Below are 6,746 nucleotides of genomic sequence, written 5' to 3' on the forward strand. Positions count from 1 at the left end.
TACGCCCATCTCGGCGGTGCCCCCGCTTAACGGCTACAGTTATTACTACAAGGACGGTTGAACTCGATCTCGCCCGGCCTGCCATCCCCTTTGCCTTGTCTCGCGGGACATCGACATGACCTACACGCGGCACCTGAAAACGATCGAACAGCGCTTGCTCTGGCGTTCTCACTCGATGATCCACCACGCCCACCGCGTTCGGCGGAAAGTCGACGACATTTAGACCGGTGGTCACCAGGCCAGTTCCGCCTCCATGGTCCCAATCATGACGGCGCAATCCCCCACGGCGCCGAGCATTTCGGCCAGATCGGACAATCGGCGATTTCCATTGGCATTTACGCAATCTTCTATTCCGTGGGCGTGACGGCAGGAAGGCGGACGTCGTGACAGGAGCCCTGCTATTTCCATGACCTATCGGGTTTGCGAGCGACGCCTATGTCCTTGTGCTGGCTAAGGAGGGAGCGGCCCAGCTGCCCAAGGTTCCGATAGATGTCATCGCGCAGCTGTCGGACCTGTCGATTGAGCTCACCAAGTTGCGCAGGCGTATAGTCAGAAGTTTCCAAAAGAGCGTCGCCCAGGCAGCCAGCTCGCGACCTCAGCTCGCGGCCCGCATCGGTCAGTGTAACCCGCCCGGTGATGCTGCGGGCGGCAAGTGTCATCCGCGACTATGGTTCCGCGAGCGCGACGAGGCGCCCGCGGATAGCCATCGGCAACATGAAGTCGCCTCGTAGGTCAGACCTTGTGCAGGAAATCGACCACGCCGGTATCGAGATCATAATAGGCGGGCACGATCTTCACCTTGCCTTCCTCGACCAGGCGAGAAACGATCGCACTTTCGGTGAGGATGCGCTCGGCGCCGTTGAAGGCATTGGCATGGACGGTCTTGTCGACAAAATTGTCGCCGCGATCGGTCTCCGCCAAAGCCACGGGCAGGATCGGCTGGATCATCTTGCCGATTGAGCCATCGAGCTTGGTGCCCTTGGACACGACCTCGCAGGCGGCGGAGACCGCCCCGCAACGCTTGTGGCCCATGACGACGATCAGCGGCGCATGCAGATGTTCGGTGCCATATTCGATCGTGCCGAGCACATCGGTGTCGACCACGTTTCCGGCATTGCGAGCGACGAAGAGTTCGCCGAGCGTCACGCCGCCGAATACAAGTTCCGGCACGACACGGCTGTCGGAACAGGTGAGCACGATCGCCCAGGGTGCCTGGCTCTTGGCGACGTCCTGCCGGCGCTTGGAAATATTGGCGGCGCAGGCTTCCGCGTCAGCGACGAATTTCTTGTTGCCTTCCTGGAGTTTTGCCAGTGCTTCATCCGGCAGGAGGGCGGGGGCGTTCGAGGCGAATGCCGGCATGGTCCTGCCGAAGCATGCAGTCATGGCGGCCACGCCTCCGATGCCGGCAAATTTCAGCAGGGAGCGACGGCTGAGAGAGGAGGAATTGCAATCAAAGCACATGGTATCGGTCCTTTTGCAATATCCGGGATGGCTGCGGAGAAAAGGCACCTGCTCCAAGTCATGTCCGGCAATTCTCCGGGAATCGAAGAATGGCCGGTTTGGTTATGCCTTGATATGGCACTCATCAATTGGAATATTGACGCATCGAAGAAGCTAAGCCAATCCTGAAGTATCGCCCGGCCGTACGGTAGATCAACCCGGCCCTGACAAGTTCTGGCGGGGATGCTCATGCGCGATGATTCGTGAGCGTGATAAGCGGCCCACCTTTCCTTTTCTGACCGAGGCGGCAAGATCTGCTCCTTTATCGACAGGAGCGAACCGGAATGCTGAAGATCGCACTGAAGCGATAGCTGAAGTCACGGATGAAGCCACGCATGAAGGAGACTATCGGTGGATCGAGGTTATCCCGGCCGTCGGCAGCGACGGAATTGGACCGACGAGGAGAAGGCGTAGGGAGAGCACAGAACCTTGATCACTTCGGCTACAGTTGGCATTGTCATTGTACTAATCTCCCAGACGAGTCCAACAGCACGTTTGTCGTTTGGCACTTAAACGGGTTCATCCTCAATTTCTGTGGTTAACAGGATATTAGCGCCTCGGCTGTTATTTGCGAGGATGCGAGCGCAATTGAAATGGTCACCCGGCCCGGGGGTCAAAATTCTGGGTATCGCCCTTCCGCTGCTACGAAACCTGTCGGGATCTGCCCGGATTGTGGAACGCGAAGTCGGCACCAGCACGGCTGGCACGACCGCCGTCTCCAGGACTTGCCTGTTCAAGCTCAGGCTGTGAAACCCTACTCGCACTGAACCGGTGGCAGTGTCGACACCGGAAATGCGGGCGACAAACCTTCACCGACAGGTTGCCCGCGATTGCTGCACCCTATATGCGACGAAACGGATGGCTGAGATTGTGGGCTTGGTTGGCCACAGTATGGGAGGTCGTCCGGGATAGAACTTGATGCATCGGCTCGGCATGCCGGTCAGCGACGACACGATCTTGCGGCAATTGAAGCGCGGTAATCAGGAGCCATACAAAAAGACACTATTCGGGTTGTGGGCATCGATGATTGGAGCTGGCGGTATTCCTCCGTTACGGGACGATCATGGTCGATCTTGAGCGTCATTCGGTCGTCGATGTCTTGGAAGACCGGAGAGTCGAGAGCGCAAAAGCATGGTTGCAAGAGCGTCCGACGATCGAGGTCGTGAGCCGTGATCGATGTGGTTTGTATGCTCAGGCAGCCCGAGAGGGCGCGCCACAGGCACGCCAGGTGGCTGACCGTTTCCATCTGGTTCAAAATCTCAGGGAGGCAATCAAGGAGCAAATGAGCGTTTATGCTCACGCCCATGTCAGACCCATACTCTCCGAAGATGCTATCGCCAGCGCCAGGTCACAACAGCGCCGTGCCCGCTTGGCGCACAGGCAATCTCGTCAGGAAATATTCGACACGCTTCAAGCGTTGCGGCAGCAGGGCCTCACCTACAGCGAGATTGCAAGGCGGACCGGATACGAGCGCCGCAGCATAGCGAATTGGCTTGCTTCCGATGCACCTCGAGACAGAAACCGGGCAGCATTGAATCCGACATCGCCGCTGTATTTTCAATGTTTCCTGGCTGAATGCTGGAAAAAGGAAACCGGGTCGGGCGGCATCTGTTTTACGATATCAAGAACCGCGGTTACACGGGCAGCCGCTCTAATCTGGAGTGCTTGCTGAAGGTGTGGCGCGAAGTCGAAAATATCCAACCTGACGAGCCGCCTGCGGATATGGATGTTTCAGAACCCGTCCGCGATCCCGATACGGGCCATATGATCTCCGTTGTGGCTGCAGCCCTGAGTGTTTTCATGCTTGCCGATGGCGACGAGGACCGCTTCGCAGAGGAGGGTTTTGAAAAATGGCGCTCTGGTGATTTGTCGCGCTACGCCAAGGACAGGAGTGAAACTGCCCGCGAAGACCTTAATACGCATTCTCCCATTCATTGCTTAGATCATTGCGATCCAACCAATGAATTTTACCGATCTTTCGGAGATGATTATTAGAGAGGTCGAAACTGAAAATCAAGGCGCCGAAACTAGCGAACCTGAGCGGATCGCTTGCGTTTCGACAACGGGCGGTCCGATCAGCACGTGCGCCTGCTAACCCTGCTGCTTTACGCTGCTGAGAAAAGAACTGGAGCTTTGCAGGTCTACTGTAGTGCGGTGAGAATATCTTGGGAAATTCATCTTGAACCGTCGGAGCCATAGCTCGGTCACCCGTCGTCGACGTCTGCCTACATGTCGGCGTACTTTGCATCTCATCGTCATTCCATTCCTTTTGTCGACAGCATTGCTTCGGCGCAGACTATTGCCCTGACGATACTTGATAGAGCGCAAGCGGACTGGGGTTGTCGGTCTGGCTTTGTGAGTAGGTAAGCCCTTTTTGCTTATCCATAGGAGAATTGCCGGAGCATGACAGTAAATATGAAGATAGATCGGATAGTTGGGATCGATGTGGCCCGTTCATGTGCGATTTTCCTGGCCATGGGCAGTCACGTCTTGGCGGTGTCCAAATTAGCAGACTTTTTTAAGGGGCCCTATGTTGATGGTCTTAAATTATTGATGGCGCTTTCAACGCCAACGTTCATTGTTCTTTTCGGAACGATGCTTGAAGTCGTATACAGGCCACGATTTGATACCGACAAGCACAGTATATCTATCGCTCCTCTGTGGTCGAGGGCCATTCAATGCTGGCTGCTATACAGTCTTTCTGTTGTCGTTCTTTTTTTTGCCAAGTCTGAATACTCGTTATTCTTTTCCATATCGACAATCTTCATGCTGGGGGTAACCCCGTTCACTGACATTCTGAAGTTTTACGCAATCGCACTAACTGTGGCTCCCGCCCTTTTATGGACGCGCAATCGCCTGGGCCTAGTTCCGCTTCTGATCCTGGGCGTCGCCATTCACATTCTTCATCCGGTCTTGCGCGGGCTGCCAAGTCCCGTAGTATTTGGCTTGCCAACGGAAGTGGACCGCCTCGCGATGTTCCTGTTCGGAATAGGGGGAGCCAAGCTCGGCGGCCCCTCCGTCCTGCATGGCATGACGCTCGTCATATCCGGAATGGCGCTCGGGAAAATCCTGATGGGCTCGGCTTCGGGCGTGGCCGCAGGGATGACTCGGCGCGCTTGGCTTGTGCTCCTTGGCACCGGGCTGTCGCTCATCGCGGGCGCGTGGATACTCGATAGCGAAACGAAGAGAGGCCTTGGGAACATGACCATGCGACTCGACAGCCATCCGCTTTACTTCGCCGCCGGCGTTGTCGGTGCTTTTGCCATTACGGCCGCCGCTGTCCTGCTTACCTTGCGCCAGTCGATTGCGCCGACCTCACTGTGGAGATCGCTGACGTTCTTCGGTCGCACGAGCCTCTTCACCTTCGCCTTTGGCAACATGCTGCTCTATTGCGTGCAATTTGAACCAACCACCATTACCCAGTCGGCTCTGCTCACAGCGCTCCTGATGGTGGCGATTACGTTGCTGAGCTTCTGTTTCGACAGAGCATCGCAGCAGGACGGCCGGATGGCGAAGACCGTTTCCGGCGTCCAAGCCTCCATCCACCGACTGGCGACGTTGTTGTCACACCAAGGATCGCGTTTGATTGCCAGATGAAAACGCGGTCAGGAACGTTCCGGCGTCTTCCGCGTTTGTTTCGCTCATTGGTAGATCTTTGGTCGAGGCACGGCTACTGGCACAATTTCTTGGCTTCGTCGGATATTCCGTCGCCAGCGATTTTGAAATCTGCTCGCCAAGCGCCTTCACGACATCGCCGAATATCCCGCCGGCAGAAAGAAGCTTGATGTCTCGGCGGCTCACCGTGCAGGTGGTGAGATTGATTTCTGCATCGAAACTCAGTCGGGCGGAGACGTTGCCCTTGAGTGCGGCCGCGTCTGAAATGCGGCAGGTCAGCGAACCTATGCTGTTGCTGTCGCAACATCCCTTTCACGTTGACGGCGAGCTCTTCGATTTCAACTTTTTCAAATTTATCGACGCCGATGGTAACAAGCCAGTCTTTACCTTTAGCGCCTGGCAGGGCTGGGCTTTCCCTATCGCATTCTCGAGGGCGTTTCCTGCCTCTGCGGACGACGATAGAGCAAGGAGCGCGGACGCGGCGAGAAAAACTCGCCACGATTTGAGCGGACCGTGAATCGCTTTGTTTAGTGAAGCTGTCAGCATCTGCTTTTGCTCGTCCATGCTCACTCTCCTTCATCGACAGTTGGATTCGCTCTCAGTGTAGGCGCGGGCGCCACGGACCGCAGCCTGCTATCGTCGGTCAAGGCGGGGCAAGGGTGCCATCTGGATCGACATCCTCCTTTCGTTCGCTGCGGATCAAGTGGTCAAGTCGTGTTAACGTTTCGAAATCGGCGTGGTTGCGATAGGACCCGAATTTGAAATATCCCCGTTCCTTCGCCAGAAAGGGCTTAAAGCCAATCACGCCCTCGGTCTTGGTGATCTTTTTCCCATTGGCCCAGATTTCAATCAGACCGCTTTTGTCCGAAACCAGGCGCAGGTGATAGACCATCGTCGTCCATTGCCCGAACGGGTCGGACAGCGAATTATAGCGCGTCACCGAGATTGCCTGAGCACAACCAGTTAGGCCTGATGCCGACAAAGGTGCTGTTCCATGGGCGAGGTCCTCGGTGTCATGACCGACCGACAGCATCTGATTTTTCATCAGGGAGAAGAGCTGCGCCGGCTTGACGAGCGTATGGGCATTGCCGAAACCTGGTTCCACCGGCGCGCTCTCCTGCCCGGCGATGAAAACGCGGCAAAGGACGTTTTTCGGATCACGGTTCGGATCCGCGTTGTCCTATTCGATCGAGACTGTAAAGGCGCGACCATTGAACCCCTGGGCAAGGATAGGGGCATCTCGGAGAGAATTTGTTTGTCTCCATTGGCCGATCACAAATCGTGCAGTGGTCGGCGTTATGCTTGCATCGACGAACATGTCGAAACGGTACCAAATGTCGGTGCCCAATGGCGCCAGAACCTTTTCGGCTTCCCAGAGCTCGGAGCGTTCACTGCCATCGCGATCGTAGGTGCCGTCTTCACGGGCGCAGCCCTTGGGATGCCAGGCAAAGGCCAGCACGTTATTTTGCGGATACCGCGTCACGCCAATGCCTGAGATCAGCGTAGTCTTGCTGGGTGCGGAATATGGTCATCGGGGAAGACCGTTTCGGGGTCGCCGGGGTAGACCAGCGTCGGAATGTTCCAGTTCCCGAGTGTAAAATCCGCCGCCGTGGCCCTTATGGGCGCGGCCA

The 6,746-nt window shown here is 56.5% G+C and carries 5 protein-coding genes and 1 pseudogene; 3 read left to right on the plus strand and 3 right to left on the minus strand.

Features of this window, described 5'->3' with window-relative positions; all coding sequences use genetic code 11:
- Nucleotides 1-732: 732 nt before the first annotated feature.
- Nucleotides 733-1,461 carry a carbonic anhydrase gene (locus AS026_RS05035; protein WP_028746936.1) on the minus strand — a complete coding sequence of 243 codons (729 nt, stop codon included), beginning with the start codon at nucleotides 1,459-1,461 and terminating at the stop codon, nucleotides 733-735.
- 615 nt (nucleotides 1,462-2,076) lie between these two features.
- Here AS026_RS05035 and AS026_RS05040 point away from each other — a divergent pair.
- The 3 genes and pseudogenes from AS026_RS05040 to AS026_RS41950 form a co-directional block, all read left to right on the plus strand.
- A pseudogene (locus tag AS026_RS05040) lies at nucleotides 2,077-3,297 on the plus strand (ISL3 family transposase); the annotation flags it as partial.
- A 606-nt stretch (nucleotides 3,298-3,903) separates the two neighbouring features.
- Nucleotides 3,904-5,097, plus strand: a complete 1,194-nt coding sequence (locus AS026_RS05045) for a DUF418 domain-containing protein (RefSeq protein WP_245307324.1) — start codon at nucleotides 3,904-3,906, stop codon at nucleotides 5,095-5,097.
- Nucleotides 5,087-5,632, plus strand: coding sequence for a hypothetical protein (locus AS026_RS41950; RefSeq protein ID WP_155951250.1), 546 nt, complete (start codon nucleotides 5,087-5,089; stop codon nucleotides 5,630-5,632). The genes AS026_RS05045 and AS026_RS41950 overlap by 11 nt, the downstream gene beginning before the upstream one ends.
- 126 nt (nucleotides 5,633-5,758) lie before the next feature.
- On the opposite strand, the gene AS026_RS43045 is transcribed toward AS026_RS41950, so the two are convergent.
- Both AS026_RS43045 and AS026_RS43050 read right to left on the minus strand, forming a co-directional pair.
- The gene (locus tag AS026_RS43045; RefSeq protein ID WP_235777065.1) at nucleotides 5,759-6,220 is read right to left on the minus strand and encodes a heparin lyase I family protein; all 462 of its coding nucleotides are present in this window, start codon (nucleotides 6,218-6,220) and stop codon (nucleotides 5,759-5,761) included.
- Nucleotides 6,221-6,295: 75 nt separating this feature from the next.
- Complete coding sequence (locus AS026_RS43050; RefSeq protein ID WP_245307325.1) at nucleotides 6,296-6,598, minus strand: polysaccharide lyase family protein; 303 nt, start codon at nucleotides 6,596-6,598, stop codon at nucleotides 6,296-6,298.
- Nucleotides 6,599-6,746 lie beyond the last annotated feature (148 nt).

This window comes from Rhizobium altiplani, assembly GCF_001542405.1.
In the GTDB taxonomy this organism is placed as follows: domain Bacteria; phylum Pseudomonadota; class Alphaproteobacteria; order Rhizobiales; family Rhizobiaceae; genus Rhizobium; species Rhizobium altiplani.

Bases quoted from the DNA above. Each gene is read 5' to 3' on its own strand.
- AS026_RS05035 (WP_028746936.1), bottom strand. From the start codon at position 1,461: ATGTGCTTTGATTGCAATTCCTCCTCTCTCAGCCGTCGCTCCCTGCTG.
- AS026_RS05045 (WP_245307324.1), top strand. From the start codon at position 3,904: ATGACAGTAAATATGAAGATAGATCGGATAGTTGGGATCGATGTGGCC.